Genomic DNA, 25717 nt, shown 5'->3' on the forward strand with positions numbered 1-25717 from the left:
TTCATGCGCAGGAAGGGACAACTGCCTGCACAAGGTATTATACAGCTCCGCACATGCCCTGCTTCGGCAAACCGGTTCTGTTTCTATGGACTAGCTGACTTTTCTGTTGAACGTGGATCAGGTCAAAACCACTTGTTTCCCACGCTACCTACTGGTGTCTCCACTTACTGCTCAGGTACCTCCTAACAGGGATGTCATACCCCACCATCACGACATAGGCTACACCAACCAACAGAGCCGTTCCAACTGACACAATAAGCGACAGCTCAGTTGTTCCAGGCTTGCTGCTGGTAAAGTAGTTGCCAAACATCCAGATAACGGCGTAGTGGGTCATGTAGAGTGGGTAAGAGATATTCCCGGAGAACACACAGAGCTTTTTCACCCCTGGTGCCAGGCTGGAGCCGGCTCCCAAAGCAACCAGTAGTGGAAAATAGAAAAGAACCACCATGGCCTCTGCCACCCAGTTCCATTCAAAATGAGGCATTAGAAAGGCCAGCGACAGCAGGATAGCCAGGCCTACGAACCCGAGTCTGTTCTTGATGATCCAGTTAGAGCGGTAGATCAAAAGTCCGGCTGAGAAAGAGTAGGCAATACGCGCCCCGCCATCCCAGAAGTTCTCACCGGCCCAGCCCCCCAGCAGATTTCCTGCACGGTAACTAACAAAGCAAAGAGCCAGCGCTGCTACTATGGTCAGTACGGTTAGGTAGCGGCGGGAGAGTTTGTACAGGACCAGGGCGTACACAATATTGGCGACATATTCCCAGAATAAGGACCACGAAGGGGCATTGAGGCCAAACAGGTTGAAGGCACGTTCCTCCACCACCGGAAACGGAATGAGCAAGGCCGAGCAAAGGAACACCAGGATAAGCCTGCCTGTGCTGTATGCTCCTGTATAAGCGGCGAATGGGTCGAAGAGAAAAGCCAGCAGGCCTAATACCGAGCCTAGTATAACCAGAGGGTGCAGCCTGATCAGCCTTGCTTTAAAGAACTCCACAACCCCCATTTTGCCCATGCGGTCGTCATAGGCGTACCCAATAACAAACCCGGACAGGCAGAAGAAAAAGTCCACAGCCAGGAAGCCGTGCCCGATAAAATTCTTGCCGGAGTCTGGCGGGTAAACCCACTCCATAAAGTGGAAGACCACAACAGCCAAAGCCGCTACTCCCCTTAACCCATCAAGAATGACAAAGTGCTGTTTCGTCTTTAAAAGGCCCGGGCTGGCTTCCAGGTTGCCTGTGTTTTCTTTAAGCTTATTCATTGGTTCTGGTAAGAGTGAAATGCAACCGGCAGCGATACCCTCAAGGGCTCCCTGCCATAGCATCTGATGGACAAAGCCGTAATATATTAAGTTTATTGCATTTAAGCGCAGCGACTAAGCCACAAATTGTTGTTACCACTACGAATTGAAGCTTGGGGCTACTCTACTTGCTAAAGTCAGGAAGGCTTTTCGGCTACCCTATACATATCACACCACAACACTTCATCTACTGTGTTGCTAGCGATCACCGGGCGGGGTGGCGGGTATGGGAATAGCACAGCCTCTAGGACGCGCCTGCTCCAGGTGGAAGAACACGGCTTCCTGATGGCGAAATACAGGAGGAACTGCCTTACAGCTCTCTGAGGCTGTACTTCCTACTTGTCGTACTGCCACAGTCAAATCAGAAACCTGATTTACATTTTTTCAAGTGAGCTGCAGGATTAGCCGCAACAGTTAACCGTATAACTAACTATGCGACCCTAGGAGTTATTACAGCCCCCAAAACTGGCTTTCCTGTTTCTGCCTCCCTTGATAACAGGGCATAACATCTTTGAATCTGGCGGCTTTGCCAGACGATCTCCTCACCGTGGGCTACCTACTATACTGGTAGCAGCTTTCCATATCTTAAACACGCGTGTACATAAGCAGATAACCTGAGCCCTGATATCAAAGACATGCAAAAAATTTTCCCGCTTATACTTGCCCTTTTGCTGAGTGGAACACTCCATGCGCAAACAAAACAAAGCAATAAAATGGCTAACAACAATTCAAATGCGGCCTGGACAAAGAATATACCGGCTGAGGATATCATCAAATGGCGCCGACACATCCACGAAAACCCGGAGTTGTCTTTCGAGGAAGAGGAAACGAGTAAGTATGTGGAGGATGTCCTGAAGTCCTTGCCCAATATGGAAGTCATCAGGCCTGCAAAAACAAGCGTTATTGGAATTCTGAAAGGCACGCAGCCCGGAAAGGCCGTTGCTTTCCGGGCTGACATGGACGCCCTGCCTATGCAGGAGGAAACCGGTGTGCCTTACAGCTCAGACGAGGAAGGTGTGATGCACTCTTGCGGCCACGACGCGCACACTGCTATGCTGCTGGGAACCGCCTCTACCCTCTCTAAAATGCGGGACCAGATAAAGGGAACCGTATACTTCATTTTCCAGCACGCGGAAGAACAACCACCCGGCGGGGCCATCGATATTGTGGAATCCGGGGCTTTAAAGGGCGTAGATGCTTTTTTCGGGATGCATGTGCTGCCCAACTTTCCGGTAGGCCATATAGGTATCCTGCCTAATGGCGCTGCTTCCACGGCTCAGGATATGTTCGATCTGACCGTTATCGGGAAAGGATCACACGGCTCCATGCCGCACTTAGGCATTGATCCGATCGTGGTAGGAGCTGCCATTGTCAGCGCGTTGCAAACAATCGTATCGCGGAATGTTGAGCCTGGAGAAATGACAGTGGTTACCATAGGCAAGTTTCAGTCGGGAGATGCGTTTAATGTGATCGCAGACAGGGCGGAGCTGGCAGCCAGCATTCGCACCACATCGGAAGATACCCGGAAAGAGGTTGAAGGGAGAGTAAAAGAAATAATAGACAATATCACCAAGGCCTACGGTGCCACCTATGAGCTGGAGTACATCCCAACTTACCCGGCCATCCAAAATGATGCTGACCTGAATGCACTTGCCAGGAAAAGTGCAGTAGCAGTTTTGGGGAAAGCACAGGTCTTCGACGCGCCCATGATGACTGCCAGTGAGGATTTTTCCTACTATAGAAAGATAGCACCCGTCTGCTTTATGACACTCGGCATTGGGGAAGGGGCCGCGAACCACAACCCGAAGTTTACGGTGGATGAAAGCGCTTTGCAGAACGGGGTGAAAGCCCAGGTGCAGATCATACTGGATTACCTGAAAAAATGAGGTACCAATGTAGATATGGGGCTAAATGCTGTTCTAGCATGTACGAATGACATCTGTAATATCCTCTTTAGTAGTATCGCCTGCGGTCAATTACAGACAGACAGGGGTTAAACATTTTTAAACACGGATCTACCTGTAGGTTAACCTGTTCATCCTACTGGTAAACACCTGTTCTTGTCCTCTTTGATGATCTTTCCTGCCATCATGCGCCTGTGGGGTATCCCCCGGCGATGCACCTTGCATTTGGAGGGCCCCGGGCACGGCAGCAACCATACTTATTTTGTGTAAGTATACCCAAAGCTGCGCCCTATGCCTCTTCTCTATTCCGGCAAATAGGGTCAGCAACGGAAACTTGTTTGGAACATAATCCTGTAGACATGCTTAAAATCGCGATCATTATCGGCAGCACGCGTCCTGGCCGTAACGGCGAAGCGGTGGGCAAATGGGCCTACGAGATAGCCTCGAAACGCACCGATGCCACCTATGAGCTGATTGACCTGAAAGAGGTAAACCTGCCCCTGCTGGACGAGCCAAAATCCCCGGCTATGCAGCAATACACCAAGCAGCACACCAAAGACTGGTCTGCCAGGATAGAACCGCTGGATGCTTTCGTGTTCGTGACCCCGGAATACAACCATGGTGTACCGGCTGCCCTCAAAAATGCGCTCGATTTCCTGTACAAGGAGTGGAACAACAAGGCATGTGGTTTTGTGGCCTACGGAAACGCGGGCGGGGCAAGAGCAGTGGAACACTTCCGGGCTATCGTGGCCGAGCTGCAAATGGCCGATGTGCGGGAACAGGTGGCTCTGTCCTTGTTCACCGACTTCGAGAACTACAGCGTGTTCAAGCCGGCCGCCTTCCACGAGAAAAAACTCAATACCCTGCTCGACCAGTTGGTAAGTTGGGGAACAGCTTTGAAGCAGGTGCGTGAGCAGAAATAGGATTAAGCTTCAACGCTGTATTGTGGTGTCTGAACTTTACATCGTTTCATACCTGATGGCGCTTAGTTTAGCGTGGTTGTGAGCTGTGATGGCCGTAGGACCTGGCCTCCTACCGCTGCCCCTGCTGCCCTACCTTTTTCCGTCGCCGCCGTATGCCCATACACTTAAGGCAAAAAAGATCATCAGCATGACAGGCATAGACGACTTTAATATCATAGTGACACTTCTGGGCGGGTTGGTGCTGGGGTTGGGGCTATGCTCCAAGAAACTCGAGAAGAGCCCCATTCCAATCACCCTGCTCGCCCTGCTCATCGGCATCCTGATAGGCCCGGAGGCACTCGACTTCGTAGACCTGAAACAGTTAGGGCAGCAGTCCACGATACTGGAGCGTCTGGCCCGGTTGGTGCTGGGTATCGGCCTGGTCAGCGTCGCCTTGCGTATCCCCAAGTCCTACCCCCGCCAAAACTGGCGGCTAATGATTACGTTGGTTGGGCTGGGCATGCTGCTAATGTGGGCCATCAGCACCGCCTTGGTATACTTTATACTTGGTATCCCGTTCTGGCTGGCTGCCCTGATCGGAGCTATCCTCGCCCCCACCGATCCGGTTGCCGCCAGCCCTGTTGTCACGGGGCCCGTCGCTAAAAAGAATCTCCCGGAACGTGTCCGACATGCCATTTCCTTTGAGTCCGGCGCTAACGACGGGCTAAGCTACCTGTTCGTTTTTCTGCCCCTCCTGATGCTGCAGAAGCCTGAGACCGCTATATCCCACTGGCTGACAAAGACCCTGCTGTGGGAGGTGCTTGGCGCCACAATTTTTGGGCTGTTGCTTGGTTTGGGGGCTGGCTACCTACTCCGGGTAGCCGAAAAGCACAGCCTGATACAGAAGGATTGGCGACTGATCTACACGGTGGCCCTCTCGCTGCTTGCCGTAGGGGGCGGCAAGCTTATCAACAGCGACGAGGTATTGGTGGTATTTGCGGCAGGAGTGGCCTTTGTGCAGATGGTGAGCGAGGAAGAGCGGGGTGAGGAGGAAAGAGGCCAGGAGGCCGCCAACCGGTTTTTCTCCTACCCTATCTTCACGCTGTTGGGTACCGCCATCCCCTGGTCTGGCTGGTGGGAACTAGGGTGGAGTGGCCTATTACTGGCAGCAGCTATACTTCTGCTGCGCCGCCCGCCTGTACTACTGCTCCTCAGGCCGCTGCTGCCCGACCTGCGCAGCACCAAAGACGCCTTATTCCTGGGTTGGTTTGGCCCGGTAGCGGTGGCGGCGATTTATTATAGCTCCATGGCAGAGCACCGGCTGGGGGAGCCACTTGTATGGGATGTTGTCAGCCTGGTGATCTGCGCCTCGGCGGTGGCTCACGGCATAAGTTCCACACCCCTTACACGTTTGTATGGTAAAAAACGGTCAGCAGTCACATAAATAAGGCCCACGCTGGTGGAGAACATCAACGTGATTGAACCGTGGGCATCAAGTATAAGCAGGGCCACCCGCAGCAGGGGTGGCCCTGCCTGTAGTATGGACCAGCAACTGCCTGATGGTAGCCAGGTGCGAGAACAGGACCAACGGCACGATAAACCCCGGTAGCCAGACAAAAGGAAAGTATAGCAGGGCGATGTTAGGTTGCTCAAAGCCAAATTGCTGGAAAGGCGAAGGAACCGAGAGGACCCCATGAAAGACAATGTTGAACAAGAGCCCCAGGCAGATAAAGTTCCAGCCCAGCAGCACGACCTTAGGCAACCTGTTGCTTCGCATGTAGCCTAGGTAATAAACAACCGGGGCAGACAGGCCGGCCAGTATATCAAAGTTCCTGCCTTCAAAGGTCATCAGCTCTGGTACTGCCCCCTTAAAATAGAGCCACAAAAGGCACACCTCCACAGGCACCCGTACCACATGCAGCAACGTAAGTACTCCCGGATCCAGACTGCTCATGAAAAGCCTGCCCCTGTTGGTTAGAAACATACCGGCAATAAGTAACAGGGGCGGCAAAACTAACAGGAGCATCCTGGGCGGAAGAGTGTCCGTAACCAGATAAAATCCTGAAGAGGCTAACAGCCCCTGCCCGGCAAGCCAGAGGGCGAACACTGCCAGTACCCCCTTTGCGTGGTGCGCTGCCCTGTAGAACAGCCAGGCCGCTAAAACTGTGGCAAGTGTAAAAACGGCATAAATTTGAATCGGTAAGTTTTCCATAGCATTGTCTTTATCGGTACTGATGCAAAGAAAAAGTAGCCTCCTCAATTTCCACTTGCCAAATGGCAAGAAAAGATGTGCTTGTTACTTCCTGGAGAACTCCCTCCGGATGCGGCTCAGGGAGCTATCCGTTATCCCTAAGTAGGAAGCTATATGTTTTAGTTGGGCATATTGAAACAGCTCCGGGTTTGCTTGCAACAGATGGGCATAACGCTCCTCTGCTGTTTCCGTGATCGTAGAAAGCATTCGGTCCTTAAGGGCCGCAAAACCCTTTACCAACACCGATCGGCCAAACTCCCGAAAGGCAGGCAGGGCATGAAACAGGTGGTTCAGCTGGTCAAAGGTTATACTCCATCCCTCACAGTCGGAGAGTGCCTGGATATTCTCCTTTGACGGCGTTCTGTTGAAGAAGGAGGACACTTCGAAAACAACTTGTCTGCTGGTGAAAAAGCCGGTCGTGACTTCGTTTCCATCGGTATCAAAAGCGAAGGCGCGCATCGCCCCTTGCTCCAGGAAGAGGTATTCCCGGTTCACTTTTCCTTCTTTCAGAAAGAATTCATGCCTGAGAAGTTTCTTACACGTAAAGTGAGTTGCTATTTCACTGGCCGCCTGCTGGCTGATGTAGCCTGAGCTCTGGAGAAACAACAGTAACTGTTCCTGCTTCATAACCTGTTCAAATGTCTGTGGTAGCTACGCTGTGCTGCGGGTAAAAGTACTAAAATTTGAAGCAGACCTGGGTGCGCCTTGTGATCCATACCTGCCCAAGCTCCTTCGTTGCTTCTGCGGCGATACAGCATTGTTATACTTATACTTTCCCTACACTACGTGTTAAGCTAATAAAGGAATAACTCAGCTTAAAGTACATTTCCAGAAGGTTTCACAAAGCTCTCCCTGAGCGCTAAAGCAAGCTAGGCAGCAAAACCACGGGGAGCCGCAACAGGCGGCATTCCCGTGAGCTTACCTTTTTTGCTTACCCTGTTGCTTTCAGCTCGTATGCTGCAAAATGAAAAGCCGCTCCGGTTATCTAGAGCGGCTTTTCATCTTCCAAGGGATCGTCTCATTGTGCTCAATTTACCTGCTGTTGTCAGGCAGCAGCAAGTATAGCGAGAAGGCTCCGATAGCCATCACCAGGTCACGCACGGCTATGTCGAAATACTCCCCGGAAAGCACCAGGTTGATGGCAATGCCCACCAGCCACAGGCTTACCACCAGCGCCCCAATTCTTGGCTTAATGAGCACCAGCACGCCGGCTATGATCTCAATGATGCCTACCGCTTTCATAAAAAAGTCTGTGCTAAAAGGCAGAAGATCGGCCACTACTGGCGCCAGGTACTTGTTCCAATCGGTAAGCAGGTGCGTGAACTTGTCCAGACCCGCTACAATGGGCACCAGGCCATAGGTGTACTTTAGCAGGTTGGTGGCGGTGGCCAGACGGTCGTACGCCGGGCGCTCGGCCCTAGGCATACTGGTTGAGGTTGATGCAATTGTTCCCATGATATTACCCTCCTTTTTTATTTGGTTCTACCTGTTAGATGATTGCGCCGAAAAAACGTTACAAACAAATGTAACATCCTGAGCAACAAAGCATCTAACAGCTACAAAACCAAGTAAGTGTAGAAAGTATGAAACAAATAACTGCAACCGAAAAAGCAGCGCTTTCCGATGCAGCCGTGGTAAGGCGCGTAGTGGCCGGAGAAGTGTCGCTGTATGAGCTGCTGATGCGGCGGCACAACCAAAAGCTATACCGGGTAATCAGGAGCTACCTGAAGCAGGAGCAGGAAGTGGAGGATGTGATGCAGGACACCTACCTGAAAGCCTTCGAGAAACTGTACCAGTTCCGCAGCGACGCCCTGTTCTCCACCTGGCTCATCCGGATAGGGATCAACAATGCACTGGCACGGCTCCGTGAGCAGAAAAGGCTCTCACCGGCTGCAGGCCTGGCAGACCAACCGGAGGACTTTTCTTACCTGTTAAACCAGACCACTACCCTCATGAACCCCGAGCAACTCTTCATAAAACAGGAAATAAAGCAGCTGCTGGAAAAAGCCATCGACAGCATTCCTGAAAAGTATAGAATCGTTTACACGCTGCACGAGGTAGAGAGCATGCCCATAGCCGAGCTTGCCTCGTGCCTGGACCTGTCGGAGAGCAATGTAAAGGTAAGGTTGCACCGGGCCAAGCTGATGCTGAAAGAGAGCCTGTTCAAGCTGTCGGCCAGCCACGATGTGTTTGAGTTCGGCAACAAACGCTGTGATGCGGTGGTGGGGCGCGTGCTAAAGGCCCTGCCTCCGGATAGGGAAGTATAAACTTGCCCTGCTTCCACCTGCCGGTGTGGCTGCTAGCATACGCGACAGCATACAGCACACTGCACCCTACGCTGAAAAGGTTTACGCAAGTATAAGGTTGTATGAAGACTCCCAAAGGGAAGATAGTAGCCATAGGCGGCAACGAGGACAAAGGGACGGCTCCCACCCCTGAGGCTGTTGAACTGCAGCAGCCCTCCCGTTCTTTTGACCACGGCATTCTCCGGCGCATCCATGATGAGCTGTATGGCCCCGGTACCCGGATAGAGGTTATTACCACAGCCACCCGTTTCCCCGACGTAGTGGGAAAAATCTACATCGATGCCTTCCTGAAGCTTGGGTGTGACAACGTGGGGGTGCTACCCATACAAGAGCCTGCCGACGCTGCTAAGCCGGATTACCTGGAGCGGCTTCGCACGGCAAACTGCATCATGCTGAGCGGTGGCGACCAGGTGCTCCTGCCCCGGGTACTGTCGGGAACCGAGGCCCTGCACGTTATCCGGAGCCGCTACGAGCAGGAGGAGAAGTTCCTGATCTCCGGGACAAGCGCCGGCGCCATGGCCCTGTCAGGCATGATGATCAATGGCTCGCTGGAAAGAGACCCGCTGCTGAAGGGAACAGTGCACCTGATGCCGGGCCTGGACCTGCTGGACCAGATTATCATCGATACGCACTTTGTCAACCGCCGCCGCATCCCGCGCCTCATCGAAGCCGTGGCCGCCATGCCTACCCACATCGGCATCGGCCTCGGAGAAGACACCGCTATCCTCATCAGGCAGAACAGCTATATCGAAACGATTGGCTCTGGGCTGGTGATCATCATCGACGGGCGCCATGTGCTGAAAAACAACTTCCAGCAGATACATGCGGGTGAGGCGCTGTGTGTAGAGAACCTGATACTGCACGTCTTGCCGAAAGGGCAACAGTACCAGCTGGACTCCGGTGAATTTAAACCCCGCTAAGGCAACTGCGGTGGTAAAAGACGAAAGCCCGGGAAGTATAAAGCCGACACCTGTCCCCCTGCCCTTATCCCACCAAGCATGCTAAGCTTTAAAATGTGTGATGGTGCGAGGAATGAAGAACAAAGAGAAAAAGATGCTAAAATTTTATAAACCCGAGGCAACCGTTTAACGAACCGCTCCGTGATGGGAGCGCAAATTCTGGAAAAGTGAGCGGAACAGAAGGCAAAGAGTTGGAAGCCATGCTTCAGGGGTGCCTGAAACAGGACCGTGAGGCACAGAGAAAGCTTTACAAGCATTTCTTCGGCTATGCCATGAGTATCTGCACCCGCTACTCCCAAGATCTGGAAGAAGCAAAGGAAGTACTCAACGATGGCTTTATGAAGGTGTTTACCCGACTAAAGCAGTACAACGCCCAGAAGCCCTTTAAATGGTGGCTGCGACGGGTTATGATCAACACCGCGCTGGACAATTACCGGCATAACCTGAGGAACTACCACCTCCAAACCATTGAGGCGGCAGCACCCGCAGCAGACCCTTACGATGTAGTGCAGCAGATCAACTATGAGTACCTGATCTCGCTGGTGCAGAAGCTATCGCCGGCCTACCGGGCAGTGTTTAACCTCTACGTGATAGACGGCTACAACCACGAGGAGATCGCGCAGATGCTAGGCACCACGGTCGGCACTTCCAAATCTAACCTTGCCAAGGCAAGAGCCAACTTAAGGGAGGCACTCAAAAAAAGCAGGATTGAAGAGTTTAAGCAATATGTCTGACGAAGAACTTGATGACCTGTTCCGGAAGGCAGCCGAGAGGCGTGATCCTCCCTTTGACGAGGAGGCCTGGAGGGCTTTGGAGCACAGGCTAGACAGCAGGCGGAGCCTCTGGGGACGTATGATGCGCTACCTCCCCCTGTTGCTGCTGGCCCTGCTGATAACAGTGGGGGCATGGTGGCAACTGGCCAACAGGCCAGCTGCGCCGGCAGAAGAAGCACGTACTGCTACAGGAGACACGATCAGGCAAGAAACAAGTGCCTGGAATCAGTATAGCGATGGAGAGGTTGCTACTTTACCAGGCGCCCCAACGGGGTCGGCTCAACCCCCGGCACCGCGCAAGGGCCCTGGTATTGCACCCCCCGCAACAGCTGTTAAAGGCAAGGCCTCTGAAGTAGTTGCAAAACGGCAGGTGGCAGTGGAACCACTGGCATCCGTAACGGCGGAGGTAAAGCAGCTAACATTCAGTATGGCGGCAACCGGAGATACGGCCGGTACCAGGCTAGGCCTAAAGGCACTCCTGCCAGACGTAGTGCCGGAGGCGGCCCTGCAAAAAGCAGCGCAGCCGCAAGCACCCGACAGCAGCCAAATGCAGAAACCGAAAGATCCGGCCTTCCTGAAAAACATCACCCTGTCCCTCGTCCTGGCTCCCGACTTCACAACTGTCAGGTTCCGGGAGCCGGATGAGATAAGCCTTAACGCAGGCCTGTTGGTAAGCGTGCCGCTTAGTAGACGCTTCAGCCTGGTAACCGGCGTAATCGGTGCCAATAAGATCTATTATACAGAGGCAAAAGAGTATGAACCTTACCCCGGCTACTGGTACGGAAAAACACTGCCCGACGGGATTGAGGCCAAATGCCAGGTACTCGACATCCCCCTGAACCTGCAGTACCATGTCTGGAAGCATGGCAAGAACACGCTTTCCGTGCAGGCAGGTGTCTCCAGTTACCTCATGCTGCGCGAAAAGTATACTTATACCTACGAGCACGCGGGGCAGCCACCCTACAGCAAGAGCTGGGAGATCTCGAACAGGAACAGGCATTGGTTTGGCGTGCAGAACCTGTCTGTAGGATACACGCGCCGGCTCTCCCCTGCTTTTGTGGTCGGGGCCGAACCTTTCGTAAAGATCCCGCTGTCCAGCATCGGCGCAGGGCAGGTGAAGCTGACGAGCGCAGGCATATTTTTTACGGCTGGCTATACTTTGAACAGATAATAACTCGCTTCCGGAAGCATGCCCCTACCACCGCTGTAACACAGCCTAAGCTGTATTAGGAAGAACCGCTATGACCTTTATTTACTCATTTACGCTTAATTTTTACTGATATGAAAACGTACCGAATTTCCTTTGGGATACTGACCACTATGCTGCTGAGCCTGATGCTTGGCCTGGGCAGCTGCAACGATGACGACGATGACAACACCCCTGCCCCGATGGAAGAGATCGTGGTGCTGAAGGAGGTCACCCTCAGTGGCGCGCAGGAAGTGCCGGCAAACAGCTCGGAAGCCACCGGCACTTTTAAAGGCCAGTATAATATGGATACCAACAGGCTCTCTTACATTATCACGTTTGATGGCATCACCCCCACCGCCATGCACTTTCACAAAGGAGCGGCTGGCATGGCCGGCCCCGTGGTGATTCCGATCAACCCGGGCTCCAACCCTTACTCTAGCTCCAACCCGTTTGAAAGCCCGCTCTCCGGAACAACCCCTGCCCTGACGGCAGAACAGGAAGCAGACCTGTTGGCTGGCAACTGGTTTTTGAACATCCACAGCGCAGACTTCCCTGACGGCGAGATCAGGGCCCAGATCACGCAGTAGCCGGGTATTGCCGCCTGGCCGTGAAGCTCACGCGCGGCCGGGCGGTCCCTTTTTACCTGTATCGATTCCAACATTTAACAGCGGAACATGTATGGCACGAACGCTCCTTGTATACCTTTTATGGCTGGGCCTGCTGCTAGCGGTGGCGGTGGCCTGTACGGACGATAATGCAGAAGACCTGATGCCGCAACCGGACCCGCAGCAATGCGACACCTCCGCCGTTACCTTCTCCGGCGCTGTAGCGCCTATACTGGCCGCCAACTGCTACGGCTGCCATGCAGCCAGCATAGCCGAGGGAGGCGTTGTGCTGGATAATTACGCGTTGGTAAAAGAAGAGGCGGCCCATGGGCACCTGCTAGGTGTAATCACACATGCACCTGGTTTTCCGCCTATGCCGCAGGGAGCCCCCAAGCTCTCTGACTGCGACATTAACAAAATCCGGAAATGGGTGGAGGCAGGCGCTCCAAACAATTAACTTCTGACCATGAAACGATACCTCATACTTCTCTTGCCCCTTCTCCTCTTTGCCCATGCTCCTACGCTGGCACAAAACAGGTACTTCACCAAAACCGGGCACATCTGGTTTTTCTCCGATGCCCCTTTGGAGGATATAGAGGCACACAACCGCAAAGTGGTGTCGGTACTGGATAGGGGTACCGGGGAAATGGCATTTTCGGTGCCAATGAAGGAGTTTCAGTTCCGGAAGTCCCTGATGCAAACCCACTTTAACGAAAACTATATGGAGTCTGACAAATACCCGAAGGCCACCTTCAAAGGAAAGATCACCAACATCCAGGAAGTTGATCTGAATAAGGAGGCAGCCTATAAGGTGCGGGTGACGGGGGTGCTCAACATCCACGGGAAGGACAAAGCCATAGACACCGTGGGGGTGCTGGAGGTGAAAGCGGGGCGGCTGCACGGCAGATCCACCTTCTCGGTTACCCCCCAGGAGTTTGATATTAAGATACCGCGGCTGGTGCGCAACAACATTGCCCGGCGCATCGACATCACCGTGGACGTAATTTACGAACCTCTACAGGGCAACAGCCTTTAGCTATGATTAGGAAGTATGTATTGATAGGAATTGGCTGCCTGGCCCTGCATGCGGCCCAGGCCCAGGACGATTTGCTGGAAATGGCCCAAGCCACCGACAGCGCCACCACAGGCCTGGTGACAGGCACCTTTAAAGCCACGCGCCTTGTGAACGGGCACTCCGTAGAAACCAACGGTGCGGGCGAGCTGCTCTTTCTCATCTCCCACCGGTTTGGCACCCTGAACAGCGGCGCCTACGAGTTCTTCGGGCTCGACCAGGCCACCATTCGGCTGGGGCTGGAGTACGGCCTTACCGACAGGCTGACCGTGGGCATCGGGCGCAGCTCACTGGAGAAGACCTTCGACGGCTTTTTAAAGTATAAGCTCCTGCAGCAACAGGAAGGCGCAGGCGGCGCAGTGCCTGTTACGCTCACGCTGTTTACCAGCGCCGCCGTACGCTCATTAGATTGGCCGGAAGCAGAGCACAACTTCGACTTCGAGCACCGCCTCACCTATACTTACCAGGCACTGCTGGCACGGAAATTCACAGAACGGCTCTCGCTCCAGCTCTCGCCCACCCTGGTGCACCGCAACCTGGTGCCCACCCGCCCCGAAGACACGAATGTTTACGCCCTGGGAGCCGGCGGCCGTTTTAAACTCACCCGCCGGACCTCTTTTAATGCCGAATATTACTACCTGCTTTCCGCCCAGACACGCGAAGACTTTCGGAACGCCCTCTCCCTCGGCTTCGATATTGAAACAGGTGGGCACGTGTTCCAGCTCATCTTCACCAACGCGCAGGGCATGGTCGAGAAATTTTTCGTGCCACAGAACACGGACTACTGGTCCGACGGAGACATTTACTTTGGCTTTAACATCTCGCGCGTGTTTGACCTGAAGGGCGAAAAGCAGTGGTGAGAAGGCCGTGGTGGACCCCATGGCGCCGGTTTTTCAATGACATGCCCCCTCTGCTTTGCCTCACCCTCCGACTTTCCAGGCTGCTCTTCGCGCAAATACTTAGCCTTGTGTAAATATTGAGCACGTTTACATCTCCCAATAAAACTTTGTAAAACAGCCGCGCAAGATGTTGCGCGGCTGTCGTGCTTTCTCCCCTGCCCTTGCAAGGTAGCAGAGGAGCCGCCTGGAACATCCCGCTAAACGTCTCCTGTTATCCTTCCTTCATCCACGAAATCAGCGGGTTTATATAATTTCCAGGGTAAAAGAGAAGGCACGCTTTCACCGGTGGAAAAGTAATTCTAATTTTGCGGCCGGTTTGGGAGGGGGTAGTAAAATGGCCTGCTCCCAAACCATGCGCAACGAATTACCTACTGTAAATAAAACCATGAAAAAAAGACTAGCGGCCCAGCTGGAGCCACTCCTATTCCGCCTGCTCAAGAGGCATGTGCACTACCTCAGGCTGGGCTCCTCTCCAACGCTTAGCCTGCTGTACCAGAAGTAGGCAGGCCAGAGGCACAGTTACAGGCCTCTCGGGCAGTGCTCACTTATAATTTTATAACCAATTTACAGAATTGTATAAAAGGCTGGCCAACTGCACCAGCTACTTTTGCGCCGTGGTTTGGCTACAGCACGAGCCACGTCTTACGCAGCTACCATTACTACAAAATAAAACTATGATGAAAAGTGTTTTTGCTTCGCTCCTGCTGCTGCTGTGCCTGCTCGCAACGGCAGCACAGGCGCAGGACAAGGTAACCGTGAGCGGTTACGTGAAAGACAAAGCCTCCGGCGAGGGGCTGATCGGTGCCGCCGTAAGCGTGCAGGAGCTGCCGGGCACCGGCATCACCACCAACGAGTACGGCTTCTACTCCCTGACGCTGCCCAAAGGCTCCTACACCCTGCTCTTCAACTACCTGGGCTACGTTACGGGCTGCAAAGCCATACAGCTCTCGGCCAGCCAGAAACTGGACACGGAGCTGAGCCAGAACAGCACCGCGCTGCAGGAAGTGGAGATCACCACCCGCAAGGAAGACAACAACGTGCGAAGTATGGAGATGAGCACCCTGAAGATGCAGGTGTCGGAGATCAAAAGCATGCCGGCCCTGCTCGGCGAGGTAGACATCGTGAAGGCCATCCAAATGATGCCGGGCGTGCAGAACGCCGGCGAGGGCACCTCGGGCTTCTACGTGCGCGGCGGCGGAGCTGACCAGAACCTGATCCTGCTCGACGAGGCGCCGGTGTACAATGCCTCCCACCTGATGGGCTTCTTCTCGGTATTCAACGCCGATGCCATTAAAGATGTGCAACTCTACAAGGGCGGCATTCCGGCGCAGCACGGCGGCCGGCTCTCCTCGCTGCTCGACATCCGCATGAAGGAAGGCAACAACCAGAAAACGGAAGTATCGGGCGGCATCGGCACCATCTCCAGCCGCCTGACCGTGGAGGCACCGATCGTCAAAGACAAAAGCTCGTTTATCCTTTCCGGCCGCCGCACTTACGCCGATGTGTTCTTTGGCCTGAGCAGCGACGAGAACATCAAGGGCAACGATTTATACTTCTACGACCTGAACGCCAAGGTGAACTATACCCTAAATGACAAGAACCGCCTGTTCGTGTCGGGCTACTTTGGCCGCGACGTGGCCGCCACAGACGACTTTATGATGAACTGGGGCAACGCCACCGCCACCGTGCGCTGGAACCACCTTTTCAACGACAGGCTGTTCTCCAACACCACCTTCATCTTCTCGGACTTTGACTACGCCCTGGGCTCCAAGGCAGAGGAGTCGGAGTTCACCTGGAAGTCGCACATCAAAGACTACGGCATCAAGAACGACTATACGTACTTCCTGAACCCGAAGAACCAGCTGCGCTTTGGCCTGCACGTGACCTACCACAACTTTATGCCGGCCGAGGTGAAGCCGGGCGAGAAGTCGTACGTGAACGAGCTGAAGCTGAACGCCACCAGCGCTCTGGAAGGAGCCCTGTACCTGAGCAATGAGCACCAGATTTCCGACAGGCTGACGCTGGATTACGGCCTGCGCCTCTCCAGCTTCACCAACATGGGCCCGGGCAACGTGTACCTATACGACGAGAGTTTCGAGACGCCGGTTGACACCGTGAAGTACAGCCGCTTTGAGAAGATCAAGCAGTACGGCGGGCTGGAGCCGCGCATCGCTGCCAAGTATGAGCTCAGCGAGGTAAGCTCCATCAAGGCTTCCTACAACCGCACACTGCAGTACCTGCACCAGGTGTCCAACTCCACCTCGGCCATGCCTTTTGATGTGTGGATCCCGAGCAGCACCTACGTAAAGCCGCAGGTGGCCGACCAGGTGGCGGCGGGCTACTTCCGCAACTTTGCCGACAACATGTTTGAGGGGTCGGTGGAAGTATACTACAAGTGGATGGACAACCAGATCGACTACAAGGACTATGCGGAGATCTTCCTGAACGAGCGACTGGAGACGGAGCTGCTGCGCGGCACCGGCGAGGCCTATGGGGCGGAGTTCTACCTGCGCAAGCAGAAGGGCCTGCTCACCGGTTGGCTGAGCTATACCTTGTCGAAGACGGAGCGCACGGTGCCGGGCATCAACAACGGCAACCCCTACCCGCTGCGCCACGACCGCCGCCACTCCGGCAACCTGGTGCTGGCCTACCAGTTCAGCCCGAGCATCAACTTCGGCGCCAACTGGACCTACAGCACCGGCGGGGCCATCACCATGCCGGTGGGCAAGTATGAGTACAACGGCAAAACCTACCCGGTATACTCCGAGCGCAACGGCTACCGCCTGCCTGCCTACCACCGCCTCGACCTGTCGGCCACCTATGAGAAGCCGCGCAACGAGTTCAGGAAGTACAGCAGCTCCTGGACCCTGAGCATCTACAACGCCTACGCCCGCAAGAACGCGTTCTCCATCTATTTCCGCGAGAACGAGGACGACAGAACCCGGACCGAAGCCGTGAAGACCTACCTGTTCGGCTTCCTGCCCTCGCTTACCTACAACTTCAAGTTCTAACAGAAAGACCATACCACTATGAAAAAGATACTTTTATACTTTGCCGCCATGCTGGTGCTGGGCCTGACCAGCTGCGAGGAAGTCATCGACTATGAACTGAAGACGGCTGACACCAAGCTGGTGGTGGAGGGGCTGATCACGGACCAGCCGGGGCCCTACCACGTGCGCCTGACGACCACCAAAGGCTACCTGGCCGAAGGCCTGACGCCCGGCGTGAACGGGGCGCTGGTGATCATCTCGGACAACCACGGCACCACCGACACCCTGAGGCAGGTAAGCGAGGGCCTGTACCAGACAAGCAAGCTGCAGGGCACCCCCGGCCATACGTACTACCTGCGGGCTGTGGTGAACGGGCAGGAGTATACGGCGCAGAGCTACATGCCATCCGTTGCGCCCATCGACTCGCTGACCTTTGAGTACCAGACGGCCATGGATGAGGAAGACGAGGGCTACCACCCCATCATCCACTTCGGCGACCCACAGGGCAAAGGCAACTACTACCGCTGGAATGTGGTCGTGAACGGTGTACCGGAGCCCGACGAATTGGCCGTGCTGAGCGATGAGCTGTATGACGGCAGCTACGGCCACGCCGATATGGGCTTTGCCCTCCAGAAAGGCGATAAGCTGAAAGTGGAAATGTATGGCATCGACAAACCGGCCTACAAATTCTGGCTGGCGCTCGTAAACCAGCAAAATGCCTCCGGCGGACCGTTTGAGAGCACCCCGGCCAATGCCCCCGGCAATATCTCGGGCGGCGCCATCGGCTACTTCGGGGCCTCAGCCGTTACGGTTATGGAGGGCGTGGTGGAGTAGCTGCCGTTTGCACTAAAGATTACAGGAAGCCTCTCTGCCTCATGCGGAGGGGCTTTTTATACTTTGGTGCGGCCTGTTTAGCTGTGCCGCCTGCCTAAGCAGCTGCTGCGGCGGCGGAGGCATCCTTCTAAAAACTGCCCATAAAGCTTCCATCAAAGCAACATCCTGTATAACTTAAATCTTGTAGCGGCCCAACTGAGCTTTTGAACGCTACAGACACTATTTATACTTTTACGCATGAGCCTATTAAAAGCGCAGGACCAGCCTGCAACCACCATAGCCCGGAAAGCTTTCGAGCAGCACAGCACTTATAAGGAGCAGGCGCTGCAGCACCGCCGCTTTAAGCACCAGGACATTGTGCCGCTACTGGAGCGGCTCAGGCAGCACCCGCTGTTTGAGGTGCAGGTGGCGGGGCAATCGGTAGAGCAGCGCGACATATACCTGGTAAAGGCAGGCACCGGCAAAACAAAAGTGATGCTGTGGTCGCAGATGCACGGCGACGAGCCCACCGCCACCATGGCCCTCTTCGACCTGTTCAATTTCCTGCAGCAGTCCGACGAGCTGGACCCGGTGCGCAGGCAGCTACTGGAGAACACGACTTTATACTTTGTGCCTATGCTGAACCCCGACGGGGCCGAGCGCTACACGCGCCACAACGCCCTGGAGATAGACCTGAACCGCGATGCGCTACGGCTGCAGAGCCCCGAGGCACGCCTGCTCAAGGGCCTGCGCGACAGCCTGAACCCGGAGTTCGGCTTTAACCTGCACGACCAGAGCCGCTACTATACCGTGGGCACTACCCCCATGCCCGCCACCATTTCTTTTCTGGCGCCGGCCTTCGATTACGACCAAACGGTGAACGAAGTGCGCGAGCGGGCCATGCGCACCATCGTGGGCATGAATGAGGCCTTGCAGCAGCTGGTTCCGGGGCATGTGGCCAAGTATTCCGATGAGTTTGAACCGCGGGCCTTTGGCGATAATATCCAGAAGTGGGGCACCAGCCTCATCCTGATCGAGTCGGGCGGCTACCCTAGCGACCCGGAGAAGCAGGTGATCCGACAGCTCAACTTTGCCTCCATTGTATCCGCCTTGCACCTGATCTCGGGCAATGGTTACACCAACTACGAGCTGGAGGATTATTATAAGATTCCGGAGAACGAGCGCAACCTGTACGACCTGGTGCTGCGCAACGTGCGCTATACCAGAAGCGGCCACGACGTGCTGCTGGATATCGGTATCTTTCGGGAGGAGGTGGAGGCGCCCGTGGCCAAAGGCTTTTACCACAGCAGCACCGTGGACCAGATCGGCGACCTGAGCGTGTTCCACGGGTATGAGGAGGTGGATGCCAGCGGCCTGACCCTGGTGCCGGGCAAAGTATACCAAGTCCCTTTCAAGCGGGTAGAAGACCTGAAACCCCACCAGGCCAAAAGCTTGCTCGAAGAAGGCTACACTACGGTGCAGGTAGAGGAACTGCCGGCTGATGCCGGAAGTATAAATCCGCTGGAGCTGCCGCTCAACATTACCCGTACTGCCTCCGAAAAGGCAAGCCATGAGCTACTCCTGGAAAACAGCGCCAACTTTACGCTTAAAGATGCCCAGGGCAAACTGCGCTACGCTATTTTGAATGGTTTTGTATACGACCTGCACGGCGACAGGCCCGAACTGTTCCATGGGCTGGTACTGTAGCCGCATGTTGTGCTCCGGAAGCTGAAAGATGCAAAAAAACCATTGGTCCTGCACCGGGGCCAATGGTTTTTCTTATAGCGGCTTTGTATCTTACAGGCTAAATCTGAACCAACCCCAACCTTTTCACCGATGGTTTTAAACTACCTGTGGGCGATCTTCTTTCTGGTTGCCTTTGCAATTGCGCTGTTCCAACTCATCTTTTTTAACGATACCGAAATATTCCAGAAACTCGTTGCCAGCACCTTCGACAACGCCAAGCTGGGCTTCGAAATCTCGCTGGGGCTTACGGGCGTGATGACGCTCTGGCTGGGCCTGATGAAAGTAGGTGAAAAAGGAGGCGTGGTCGCCATACTCGCCCGCCTGGTGGGCCCGTTCTTCCACCGCCTGTTCCCCGAGATTCCGAACCGGCACCCGGTCTTCGGCTCTATTCTGATGAACTTCTCGGCCAACATGCTGGGCCTGGACAATGCGGCCACTCCCCTGGGCCTGAAGGCCATGAAGGAGATGCAGGAGCTCAACCCGGACAAAGAGACCGCCTCCAATGCGCAGATTATGTTCCTGGTGCTCAACACCTCCGGCCTCACCATCATTCCGATCAGCATCATGGTGTTCCGGGCGCAGCTCGGCGCCGCCGACCCCTCGGATATCTTCATCCCCATACTTTTAGCCACGTTCTTTGCCACCTTGGTCGGCCTGATCGCCGTGGCCCTGTACCAACGCATCAACCTGTTCGACAAGGTGATATTGGCTTACCTGGGTACGCTGCTGGTGCTGATCAGCGGCCTGATGTACTATTTCTCCATCATCCCGCAAGAGCAGGTGAGCGTCATCTCCACGGTGGCCAGCAACGTCATCCTTTTCTCCATCATCATCTCCTTTATCGGGCTGGCGCTGGTGCGGAAGGTAAACGTGTACGAGGCCTTTATCGAGGGTGCCAAAGAAGGTTTCACCGTCGCCATCACCATCATCCCATACCTGGTGGCTATACTTGTGGCCATAGGTGTGTTCCGTACCTCCGGGGCCCTGGATATGCTGGTGGACGGCATCGCCTACGTGATCGGGTTGACAGGCATGAACACTGACTTTGTGCCGGCCTTGCCGGTTGCCTTCATGAAGCCCTTGAGCGGCAGCGGCGCCAGAGGCCTGATGGTAGAGGCGATGACGAACTATGGGGCTGACTCCTTTGTAGGACGCATGGCCTCTGTTTTCCAGGGCTCCACCGAAACCACGTTTTATATCCTGGCGGTTTACTTCGGCTCGGTGGGCGTGCGCAAGTCCCGCTACGCGCTAACCTGCGGGCTTTTGGCAGACTTTGCCGGAGTGATCGCCGCTATCTTTATCGCCTACCTGTTCTTCCATTAGCCAGGCGGCACTCGATGCTTTGCTACAGCAGTGTAGCTAGCTTATGCGTGCAGCACTTCCATAGGCTGCCCTTGCTTCTGGGAAAGCATGCGTCTGGCCGCATCCGAGGCGACAATCAGGCCACCGGCCATCATGATCACGTCCTTCAGCACCAGGCGCCCTGCTCCCGACAAATAGGGGAAACCATGCTCCGGCCCGCCCAGGTCAGGCACGTATACTTCCGGGGTCGTGATCAGAAACGAGAGCGTGACCAGCGACATGCCGAAGGTCAGCAGGCCGCCCAGTAGGCCCAGCTTGGCGTTGAAGATGCCCAGCAGCGTTAAGGTGCCGATGGCAATGATCACCGCGCCCAGCGCGTAAGAGAAAGCATAGGTGTTGTTCTCCCGGTGCCAGGCAATGTTCTGGGGCACCACTTCTCCTTCCTTGTTTTTATACCTGGCATACTCCGGAGCCTCTTTGCTGTAGAAGAAACTCATTACCGGGCTGTTGGCCACAAAAGGCACGATGCCGTCCGCCTCGTACTGGAAGGCCTTTAGCCCCCCGATCCAGGCCATGACGATGAAAATGGAAATGCGGATGAAATGAATGAAGTAGCGCTGGGCATCCGCTAACTGAACAAGCAGGTTTTGTGTGAGATCTTTCATGCTGCAAACCTACTTTATACTTTGCCCCGGCAACATGGACAGATTTTTCTATCTCATGGACAAATCCGCCACCACGGATATCCCCACCTTCTCCCGGAACAGGGTTGGCGACACGCCGGTATGTTTCTTGAAGAAGCGGCTAAAGTAGTGCTCGTCGTCGAAGTGCAGGGCCGCTGCCACCTCTTTTACGCTTTTGTGCGTGAGGTGCAGCTGCTTTTTGGCCTCCAGCACCAGCCGCTCCTGCAGCAGCTGAGACGGCGACTTACCGAAGCATTGCCTGCATTTCCGGGCAAAGGTGCCCGGAGAGAGGGCCAGTTCGCGGGCGTAGAAGGTAATGTTGCGCTGGGTGAGGAAGTGGTGCTCGAGCAGTGCCCTGAACTTCTCCAAAGAGTGGCCCCTGGCATCTGTGTCGAGTTGCTCGAGCCGCTTGATCCTGCTTGAAAGAGCCAGCAGTAACTGCAGGTAAGTACGCAGAACCGGCTCCGAATAGGCCTGGTTCCTCCGGATCTCTTCCCGCAGCTGCTCGAAAACCTGGTCCAGTTCGTTATCCTTTAAGGGAATAAAAGGCTGGCTGTAGAGGTTGTTAAACAGCAGGCCATTGCAGGCCACTTCATTTTTGTGGTACTCGATGCAGTAAAAATCGCCGTGGAAGGAGAGCCGCTCCACCTCAAAATCCGTGTTGCCCCGGATGCTCAGGTGCTGGTACGGCGAGGTGAAAAGCGCGATCTTGCCATCAAACGCATACTCTGTAAAGTCCAGGCTTACCTCACCGCTCCCCTCCAGGAGCAGAATGCTGTAGAACTCCGAGGAAGCAGGCTCGCAAAAGGAGCTGCAGCGAAGCTTTTGCAGCCTAAACACATCTTGGAATGCCGTCATGTAAGTTTGGCAGGTGCCATAAAAGATTTCTTAAAGGAAGCCGCTTCTGCATCAAAGCCCAACAAGAGGCAGTGCCGAACTACGGTGCAGGGCCCTCGGCCACTCCCGCCATACCAGCAGCGGCGCTCTACCGGCCGGCCAGAAGCACGGACAGTTTTGTACCTGATTCTACCAAACAGATGACCCTTCATGCTTGTTATCTTCTTTTACCCTGTCTACATAACTGACGAGGAAAAGTAAAAGTATACACTATTACGCGGTAAAGCCCTATGCAGTAATTTGCAGTTGCATCGGTTACTCGCTTACCCACTAACGAAACCAAGTACAGGCACCATGGAAATTGGCATCACCACTTTTGTTGAAAATACCCCGGACCCCACCAACGGCACCCTGCTGAGCCCGCAGGAAAGACTGAGTAACCTCCTGGAGGAGATAGAACTGGCAGACCAGCTGGGGCTGGACGTATTTGGAATCGGGGAGCACCACCGCTCCGACTACCTGGTTTCCTCTCCTGCCGTGGTGCTGGCCGCCGCCGCTGTCCGCACCAAAAGCATCAAGCTCACGAGTGCCGTCACGGTGCTCAGTTCCGATGATCCGGTACGGGTTTTCCAGGACTTTGCACACGTAGACCTGCTCTCCAAGGGCCGCGCCGAGATCATGGCCGGCAGGGGCTCCTTTATCGAGTCTTTCCCTCTGTTCGGCTACGACCTGCAGGACTACGACACCCTCTTCTCCGAGAAACTGGAGCTGCTGCTGGAGATCAACAGGCAGGAGCGCGTCAGCTGGAGTGGCAAGCACCGGCCGGCCATAGAAAACCGCGGGGTATACCCCAGGCCTTACCAAAAGGAGCTGCCCGTCTGGATTGCCGTAGGGGGAACGCCTGCCTCGGTGGTACGCGCCGCCAGTAAAGGTTTGCCCATGGCCCTGGCTATCATCGGCGGCATGCCGGATCGCTTTGTGCCCTTCACCGACCTCTACAAAGAAACCTATAAAAGCGCGGGCCACGACCCTGCCAAGTTTCAGCTGGCCATCAACTCGCACGGCTATATTTCGGAAGACTCCCAAAAGGCGGCCGATGAATTCTATGGTCCTTACGCCCAGGTGATGAGCAAGCTAGGGCGCGAGCGGGGCTGGTCGCCCATGAGCCGGGAGCACTACGAGATGATGCGGGAGCCGCAGGGTTCGCTACTGGTGGGAAGCCCGCAACAGGTGATCGACAAGATCCTCTATGAGTATGAGTTGTTTGGAAACACCCGTTTCCTGCTGCAGTTTAGCGTGGGTACGCTGCCGCACAAAAAGATGCTGCACGCCATAGAGTTGCTGGGCACCGTAGTGGCACCGGCTGTAAAGAAAGCGGTTGCCCGCCAGCAGAACGCAAACGAACAGGGTGAGCAAGTATAGGGAGGCCATCCATGTGCATTTAGTTTTCTCCTGCAAGGCACCCGGAACAGTGGCATCGGGCTTTTTTGGAGTTGTAAGACCCTCTGCGCCTAAAGTACAGTTTTTTTAGTTATACTTGTTTCCTCATAATTTAACAACCCTGATGCTCATACCTTGTCAATTCATCAAGCTGGAGTTTGATCCTGCCACGGATGTGCTCTACTTGGAATGGCCCAACATCCATGATTATACTGTTTATGAGCTTCGGTTTATCCTCACGGAGTTGGTAAGCACCATAAAGCACTACGACATCAAGAAAGTGCTGGCAGACTCAAGAAATTCAGATCTTACGCTGCCGGAACAGGAGTATGAGGCCATTGTGGCACAATTTGCAGAAGAACTGTGTGGCACGCGCCTCCAGAAATTCGCCAGGCTCACCACCGGACAGCCCCCACGGGAAAAGGCTGCTCAAAAAGCCGCAGAGCACGTAAAAGATCGCTTCGAAGTGCGCGGCTTCTACACGCTTGAGGAAGCCATGGCTTGGCTTAATGCCTGATCTGATACCCACCCCCCGTTTCACTCTCCGCCCCGGCTTTCTGCAGGGAGCTGCGTCCACAAACTTAGCACCTGATTCCAGGCCTCTAAGCCAGTGGGAAAGCTTGGCGCTTTGCAGTACCTTTGCCACAGGCTCTCTACCGGTTACGGATAGGCGCTCTTTTCCTGATCAGCATCAGGCAAGGTGCTTACCTTGTGGCCGGGAACGCAGCCCTTAAATTAATATCGATATCCCCTTTCCCAAGTACATGAGTTTTTTAGAAGTAGCCGGAATTCGGGTGGAGGAAGCAAGCAAAACCGTGCTGCACGACATTAGCTTTGCACAGCAGGAGTTCCAGAAGATAGCGATTGCCGGCGAGACCGGCTCAGGCAAAAGTACCTTGCTCAAAACCATAGCGGGGCTGGTGGAGCCAACCGCGGGTAAAGTATACTTTGAGGGAGAGCAAGTGATTGGCCCGGCTGAGAAACTGGTGGCAGGGCATCCGGGCATCGCTTACCTCTCGCAGCACTTTGAGCTGCCGCACTCGCTGCGCGTGGAGCAGGTATTGCGGTATGCCAACGCCCTTACAAGCGAGGAAGCGGGTCTACTATACGACATCTGCCGCGTAAGCCACCTGCTGCCCCGCAAAACCAACCAGCTTTCCGGCGGCGAGCGCCAGCGCATCGCCCTGGCCCGCATGCTCAGCACTGCCCCACGCCTGCTGCTGCTCGACGAACCTTACTCTAACCTCGACACCGCCCATAAAAGTATACTTAAGGATGTGATCCGCGACATCAGCCAGGAACTGGACATCACCTGCACCCTTGTCTCCCACGATCCGCTCGACACCCTCTCCTGGGCCGATGAGATGGTGGTGCTGAAAGACGGGCGGCTGCAGCAGAAGGGCACGCCGGAGCAGCTTTACAAGCAACCGGCCAACGAGTACACCGCTGCCCTGTTCGGGAGCTATAACCTCCTGAGCGAAGCAGGAACACAGGCGCTGGCGTCAAGCCACGGCCTCCGACCGGACGGGAAAAGGATGCTGGTGCGGCCGGAGCGCATGAAGTTGGAAGCCAAGGGCAACAAGGGCATGGCAGGCGTAGTAAAAAGTATAGCTTACTTCGGCAGCTTCTACGAAGTGCAGGTGCAGCTACCGCAGGACGTGGTGAAAGCAAAAGTATGGGATAACCGTTTCAGCGAAGGTGAGGCGGTGCAGGTGGTGTTGGTCCCGGAGGCAGTGTGGTTTGTTTAAG

General features: G+C 54.9%; 24 protein-coding genes. 18 read left to right on the forward strand and 6 right to left on the reverse strand.

Features of this window, described 5'->3' with window-relative positions:
• Nucleotides 1-148: 148 nt before the first annotated feature.
• The gene (locus PXG97_RS07165; RefSeq protein WP_276497065.1) at nt 149-1258 is read right to left on the reverse strand and encodes an acyltransferase family protein; all 1110 of its coding nucleotides are present in this window, start codon (nt 1256-1258) and stop codon (nt 149-151) included.
• A gap of 674 nt (nt 1259-1932) precedes the next feature.
• Between PXG97_RS07165 and PXG97_RS07170 the strand changes: the two genes are divergently transcribed.
• From PXG97_RS07170 to PXG97_RS07180, 3 genes are all read left to right on the forward strand, one after another.
• Nucleotides 1933-3183, forward strand: coding sequence for a M20 metallopeptidase family protein (locus PXG97_RS07170; RefSeq protein ID WP_276497066.1), 1251 nt, complete (start codon nt 1933-1935; stop codon nt 3181-3183).
• Between the two features lie 377 nt (nt 3184-3560).
• Nucleotides 3561-4124 carry an NADPH-dependent FMN reductase gene (locus tag PXG97_RS07175; protein WP_276497067.1) on the forward strand — a complete coding sequence of 188 codons (564 nt, stop codon included), beginning with the start codon at nt 3561-3563 and terminating at the stop codon, nt 4122-4124.
• Nucleotides 4125-4212: 88 nt separating this feature from the next.
• Nucleotides 4213-5547, forward strand: a complete 1335-nt coding sequence (locus PXG97_RS07180; RefSeq protein ID WP_276497068.1) for a cation:proton antiporter domain-containing protein — start codon at nt 4213-4215, stop codon at nt 5545-5547.
• A 48-nt stretch (nt 5548-5595) separates the two neighbouring features.
• On the opposite strand, the gene PXG97_RS07185 is transcribed toward PXG97_RS07180, so the two are convergent.
• The 3 genes from PXG97_RS07185 to PXG97_RS07195 all read right to left on the reverse strand — a co-directional run bounded on the left by PXG97_RS07185 (nt 5596) and on the right by PXG97_RS07195 (nt 7779).
• Entirely contained in the window at nt 5596-6087 is a 492-nt protein-coding gene (locus PXG97_RS07185; RefSeq protein WP_276497069.1) for a hypothetical protein, read from the reverse strand.
• Nucleotides 6088-6399: 312 nt separating this feature from the next.
• Nucleotides 6400-6981, reverse strand: coding sequence for a Crp/Fnr family transcriptional regulator (locus tag PXG97_RS07190; RefSeq protein ID WP_276497070.1), 582 nt, complete (start codon nt 6979-6981; stop codon nt 6400-6402).
• A gap of 405 nt (nt 6982-7386) precedes the next feature.
• Complete coding sequence (locus tag PXG97_RS07195) at nt 7387-7779, reverse strand: tRNA (5-methylaminomethyl-2-thiouridylate)-methyltransferase (protein WP_276497071.1); 393 nt, start codon at nt 7777-7779, stop codon at nt 7387-7389.
• Nucleotides 7780-7937: 158 nt separating this feature from the next.
• Here PXG97_RS07195 and PXG97_RS07200 point away from each other — a divergent pair, with 158 nt between their 5' ends.
• The 12 genes from PXG97_RS07200 (at nt 7938) to PXG97_RS07255 (ending at nt 21029) form a co-directional block, all read left to right on the forward strand.
• Entirely contained in the window at nt 7938-8621 is a 684-nt protein-coding gene (locus tag PXG97_RS07200; protein ID WP_276497072.1) for an RNA polymerase sigma factor, read from the forward strand.
• A 101-nt stretch (nt 8622-8722) separates the two neighbouring features.
• Nucleotides 8723-9580: a cyanophycinase gene (locus PXG97_RS07205; RefSeq protein ID WP_276497073.1), complete on the forward strand. Its 858-nt coding sequence runs from the start codon at nt 8723-8725 to the stop codon at nt 9578-9580.
• 206 nt (nt 9581-9786) lie between these two features.
• Nucleotides 9787-10353 (forward strand): RNA polymerase sigma factor, encoded by a 567-nt coding sequence (locus PXG97_RS07210; RefSeq protein ID WP_276497074.1) that lies wholly within the window; start codon nt 9787-9789, stop codon nt 10351-10353.
• Nucleotides 10346-11563, forward strand: a complete 1218-nt coding sequence (locus tag PXG97_RS07215; RefSeq protein ID WP_276497075.1) for a porin family protein — start codon at nt 10346-10348, stop codon at nt 11561-11563. Before PXG97_RS07210 ends, PXG97_RS07215 begins: the two co-directional genes overlap by 8 nt.
• A gap of 110 nt (nt 11564-11673) precedes the next feature.
• Nucleotides 11674-12168, forward strand: coding sequence for a CHRD domain-containing protein (locus PXG97_RS07220; protein WP_276497076.1), 495 nt, complete (start codon nt 11674-11676; stop codon nt 12166-12168).
• 91 nt (nt 12169-12259) lie between these two features.
• Nucleotides 12260-12643, forward strand: coding sequence for a hypothetical protein (locus PXG97_RS07225; RefSeq protein WP_276497077.1), 384 nt, complete (start codon nt 12260-12262; stop codon nt 12641-12643).
• A gap of 9 nt (nt 12644-12652) precedes the next feature.
• Nucleotides 12653-13222: a YceI family protein gene (locus PXG97_RS07230; RefSeq protein ID WP_276497078.1), complete on the forward strand. Its 570-nt coding sequence runs from the start codon at nt 12653-12655 to the stop codon at nt 13220-13222.
• 2 nt (nt 13223-13224) lie between these two features.
• Entirely contained in the window at nt 13225-14118 is an 894-nt protein-coding gene (locus PXG97_RS07235) for a DUF5777 family beta-barrel protein (protein WP_276497079.1), read from the forward strand.
• A 713-nt stretch (nt 14119-14831) separates the two neighbouring features.
• Entirely contained in the window at nt 14832-17168 is a 2337-nt protein-coding gene (locus tag PXG97_RS07240) for a TonB-dependent receptor (RefSeq protein ID WP_276497080.1), read from the forward strand.
• 18 nt (nt 17169-17186) lie between these two features.
• Nucleotides 17187-17981, forward strand: a complete 795-nt coding sequence (locus tag PXG97_RS07245) for a DUF4249 domain-containing protein (RefSeq protein WP_276497081.1) — start codon at nt 17187-17189, stop codon at nt 17979-17981.
• Between the two features lie 237 nt (nt 17982-18218).
• On the forward strand, nt 18219-19667 hold the full coding sequence (locus tag PXG97_RS07250) for a M14 family metallopeptidase (protein ID WP_276497082.1): 1449 nt from the start codon (nt 18219-18221) through the stop codon (nt 19665-19667).
• Nucleotides 19668-19796: 129 nt separating this feature from the next.
• Complete coding sequence (locus PXG97_RS07255) at nt 19797-21029, forward strand: nucleoside recognition domain-containing protein (RefSeq protein ID WP_276497083.1); 1233 nt, start codon at nt 19797-19799, stop codon at nt 21027-21029.
• A gap of 41 nt (nt 21030-21070) precedes the next feature.
• On the opposite strand, the gene rclC is transcribed toward PXG97_RS07255, so the two are convergent.
• Complete coding sequence (gene rclC, locus PXG97_RS07260) at nt 21071-21673, reverse strand: reactive chlorine resistance membrane protein RclC (protein ID WP_276497084.1); 603 nt, start codon at nt 21671-21673, stop codon at nt 21071-21073.
• Nucleotides 21674-21721: 48 nt separating this feature from the next.
• Nucleotides 21722-22549 carry a helix-turn-helix domain-containing protein gene (locus PXG97_RS07265; RefSeq protein ID WP_276497085.1) on the reverse strand — a complete coding sequence of 276 codons (828 nt, stop codon included), beginning with the start codon at nt 22547-22549 and terminating at the stop codon, nt 21722-21724.
• A 333-nt stretch (nt 22550-22882) separates the two neighbouring features.
• On the opposite strand from PXG97_RS07265, the gene PXG97_RS07270 reads away from it, so the two are divergent.
• The 3 genes from PXG97_RS07270 (at nt 22883) to PXG97_RS07280 (ending at nt 25716) form a co-directional block, all read left to right on the forward strand.
• Complete coding sequence (locus PXG97_RS07270; RefSeq protein WP_276497086.1) at nt 22883-23950, forward strand: LLM class flavin-dependent oxidoreductase; 1068 nt, start codon at nt 22883-22885, stop codon at nt 23948-23950.
• Nucleotides 23951-24092: 142 nt separating this feature from the next.
• Nucleotides 24093-24485 (forward strand): hypothetical protein, encoded by a 393-nt coding sequence (locus tag PXG97_RS07275; RefSeq protein WP_276497087.1) that lies wholly within the window; start codon nt 24093-24095, stop codon nt 24483-24485.
• 247 nt (nt 24486-24732) lie between these two features.
• Nucleotides 24733-25716, forward strand: coding sequence for an ABC transporter ATP-binding protein (locus tag PXG97_RS07280; RefSeq protein ID WP_276497088.1), 984 nt, complete (start codon nt 24733-24735; stop codon nt 25714-25716).
• Nucleotide 25717 lies beyond the last annotated feature (1 nt).

Source organism: Pontibacter litorisediminis (assembly GCF_029360645.1).
Taxonomy (GTDB): domain Bacteria; phylum Bacteroidota; class Bacteroidia; order Cytophagales; family Hymenobacteraceae; genus Pontibacter; species Pontibacter litorisediminis.